Source organism: Actinomadura bangladeshensis, assembly GCF_004348335.1.
Lineage (GTDB): Bacteria > Actinomycetota > Actinomycetes > Streptosporangiales > Streptosporangiaceae > Spirillospora > Spirillospora bangladeshensis.
Window position 1 is genome coordinate 1 of the sequence record NZ_SMJW01000463.1, and the last position, 2,927, is coordinate 2,927.

The window sequence follows — 2,927 nt, forward strand, 5'->3', positions numbered from 1 at the left end:
GGAGGGGGGAAGGGGCGATGATGCTGCTGAGACCGCCGGGGGTGTACCGGCCGCAGTCCGACACCTCGCTGCTGACCGGCGCGCTGAGCCGGGCCCTCGCCCGCGCCGGGATCCCGGCCGGCGCGCGGGTCCTGGAACTCGGCACCGGCAGCGGCGCGGTCGCGCTGGCCGCGGCCCGCGCCGGCTGCGAGGTCGTCGCGGTGGACGTGTCCGCATCCGCGGTGCTGACCGCGCGGATGAACGCGCTGGTGCGGGGCCTGCCGGTCCGGGTGCTGCGCGGCGACCTGTTCGCGCCGGTCGCCGGCGAGGTGTTCGACGTGATCGTCGCCAACCCCCCGTACGTGGCGGGCGACATCGACCCCGCGGCGGCACGCGGCCGCGCCCGCGCCTGGGAGGCCGGACCGGACGGCCGCGCGCTGCTGGACCGCATCTGCGCGCGGGCCCCGCAGCACCTGGCACCGTCGGGGACGCTGCTGCTGGTCCACTCGGCGCTGAACGGGGTCGCGGCGACGCTGGTGTCGCTGCGCGCCTCCGGGATGCGGGCGTCGGTGGTGGCGCGGCACCGCGAGCCGTTCGGGCCGGTGATGCGGCGCCGCGCGGCACGGCTGGCCGCGCGGGGCCTGCTGGGGCCCGGGCAGCGGCACGAGGACCTGGTCGTGGTCCGCGCCGACCTGATCGCGGCGCGGACCGGGCCCGTCGAGGGCGGTGAGGGCCGTGCCCGCGAGCACCAGCCCGCCTGACCCGCGCCCCCGCCCCGCTGCCGCCGGAGCCGGCGGCGCCGCCGGTGAAGCCGCCCCGGACCGGCGGCGGGTGCGGATCGTGCCGGGCGGCCCGATCCTGGTGGAGGGCCCCGTCGAGGTCGTCCTGGAGGACGGCTCCACCGTCGTGTCCGACCGGTGGCTGGTGGCACTGTGCGCATGCCGCCGCAGCCGCTCCCACCCGTTCTGCGACACCAGCCACCGCCGCCGCGTCCGCCCGTCCCCGGACGCGAACTCACCCGGCGCGAACTCACCCGGCGCGGACCAGACCGGCGCCGGGTGAGACGGAGAGAAAAGGTCAGCCGCCGAGACTCTCCAGCGCGACCTCCAGACGCTGCGCCAGCGCCTCGATCCGCTCCTCGTTGGCGCCGGTGTCCAGCTCGGCGATGACGGCGTCCCGCGTGGTGATCACCAACGCGTCCTCGGGGCCGCCGCCCGCGCTCGGATCACCCGGGACGACGGTCGCGCGGCCCCCCACCACGACGAGCGCGGCGTCGCGGTCGGTGGAGGCCAGCAGGGTGTGCAGGTGGTCGGCAGTGATCGTCGGCATCGGGTGACCTCCAGGAAAGCGGTGACGATGGCCAGGGAAACTGCGCGGGGAAACGCCGCCGGCGGCGGTGCCGTCAGGGGCGGCGGCCCACACCGGAGGCGAACTCGCGGGCGCGGGCCGGGCCGCCGGTCCCGGGCGCCAGCGGCGGCGTGTCGCGCCCCGCGCCGGCGCGCAGCCCGTCCACGAACTCGCTGAACGCCTCGCGGGCGCTGTGCCGGGGCGCCCAGCCGAGCTCGGCGCGGGCCCGCCCGGTGTCCATGACCGGGATCTGCATGGCCAGCTCGAACAGGCCCGGCGACGCCGGCACCAGGTGCAGGTTCCACGCGGCCGCGATCAGGGCCCGCACCCCCCGCTGCGGCACCCGGACCGTCCGGGCCCCCAGCACGTCGGCGATCTCGGCGGCGTCCATGACCGGGTCCGCGGCGATGTTGAACGCGCCGCGCACGTCGCGGGTCGCGGCCAGCCGGAACGCCTGCCCCGCGTCGGCCGAATGCAGGAACTGCATCCGCAGCCCCGGCATGTCCGGCACGAACGGGATCAAATCGGGCCGGGCGAGCCGGCCCGGCAGCAGCGGACCGGCGAACAGCCGCCGCTGCTCGCTGGCGCTCTGCCGCTCGAAGATGAACCCCGGCCGGATCCGCACCACGCGGCAGCCCGGATTGGCGGTCTCGAACGCGTCCAGCAGCCGCTCCACATAGGACTTCTCCCGCGAATAGGCGGCACCGGGCCACCCGTGCGTCGGCCACGACTCGTCGACCGCCCGGTCCTTAGGGCCGGGGGAGTAGGCCCCGACGGACGAGGAGTACACCAGCGCCCGCACCCCCGCCTCGGCCGCGGCGTCGAACACCCGCCCGCTGCCGACGACGTTGGCGTCCCACGTCACCGCGGGCCGGTGCGTCGGCTGGAACAGCCACGCCAGGTGGATCACGACGTCGGCGCCGCGCAGCAGCGGCACCAGGTCGCTGTCGGTGACGTCGGCCTCCGCCCACTCGATCTTCCCGGTCCCGGCCGGGTCGGTCTCCCGCGCCGCGCCCGGCCCCGGCTCGCGCCGGGACAGGCCGGTGACGGCGGTGACGGCCGGGTCCTCGGCGAGCGCGCGCAGCGTGCTGGTCCCGATGTTGCCGGTGGCGCCGGTGACGACGACGCGCATGGCGATCTCCCCCTCGTCGGCGGTGCTCGGTGCGGGACGGGCGCGCGGCCGCGCCCCCGCAGGTGGACGCCCCATTCCCGGCCTGCGCCGATCTATGCCCCACCCCGCCGCCCGCGGGAGCGGTCAGGCGGGGCGGCAGTGCAGGCACGGCCGGTACCCCGCCGCCCGCGCCGCCGCCAGGCCACCGAAACCCCGCCGGTGCCCCGGCGTGATCCGCCGCGCGTCCCCGCACGTCGGATAGCACACGATCCCCGTCGTGTCCGAACCGACCAGCCGCACCCCGCGCCGCGCCAGCTCGGCGGCCTCCTCCACGTCCACGTCCTCGGCGCGCAGCAGCCGCTCCTTGGCGTCCGCACCGAACACGTACTCGCCCAGCGACCCGTCCGACCGGGTCACCCGGTGGCAGGGGATCAGCAGCGGCACCGGGTTGCGGCCCAGCGCCGACCCCACCGCCCGGACCGCCTTCGGC

5 protein-coding genes are annotated in these 2,927 nt (G+C 77.4%); 2 read left to right on the top strand and 3 right to left on the bottom strand.

Annotation, left to right across the window (positions count from 1 at the left end; all coding sequences use genetic code 11):
* Positions 1-740: HemK2/MTQ2 family protein methyltransferase (locus E1284_RS39880; protein ID WP_341770477.1), on the top strand; the 740-nt coding region annotated here is incomplete at its 5' end.
* 70 nt (positions 741-810) lie between these two features.
* A complete protein-coding gene (locus E1284_RS39885; protein ID WP_243715039.1) occupies positions 811-1,041 on the top strand; it encodes a CDGSH iron-sulfur domain-containing protein in 231 nt (76 codons plus the stop codon).
* A gap of 15 nt (positions 1,042-1,056) precedes the next feature.
* Here E1284_RS39885 and E1284_RS39890 read toward each other — a convergent pair whose 3' ends face one another.
* The 3 genes from E1284_RS39890 to E1284_RS39900 form a co-directional block, all read right to left on the bottom strand.
* Positions 1,057-1,308 (bottom strand): hypothetical protein, encoded by a 252-nt coding sequence (locus tag E1284_RS39890; RefSeq protein WP_131945310.1) that lies wholly within the window; start codon positions 1,306-1,308, stop codon positions 1,057-1,059.
* A 73-nt stretch (positions 1,309-1,381) separates the two neighbouring features.
* The gene (locus E1284_RS39895) at positions 1,382-2,533 is read right to left on the bottom strand and encodes an NAD-dependent epimerase/dehydratase family protein (RefSeq protein WP_243715038.1); all 1,152 of its coding nucleotides are present in this window, start codon (positions 2,531-2,533) and stop codon (positions 1,382-1,384) included.
* Positions 2,534-2,581: 48 nt separating this feature from the next.
* Positions 2,582-2,927: methylated-DNA--[protein]-cysteine S-methyltransferase (locus tag E1284_RS39900; RefSeq protein ID WP_131945311.1), on the bottom strand; the 346-nt coding region annotated here is incomplete at its 5' end.

Bases quoted from the DNA above. Each gene is read 5' to 3' on its own strand.
- E1284_RS39890 (WP_131945310.1), bottom strand. From the start codon at position 1,308: ATGCCGACGATCACTGCCGACCACCTGCACACCCTGCTGGCCTCCACC.
- E1284_RS39895 (WP_243715038.1), bottom strand. From the start codon at position 2,533: ATGGGGCGTCCACCTGCGGGGGCGCGGCCGCGCGCCCGTCCCGCACCG.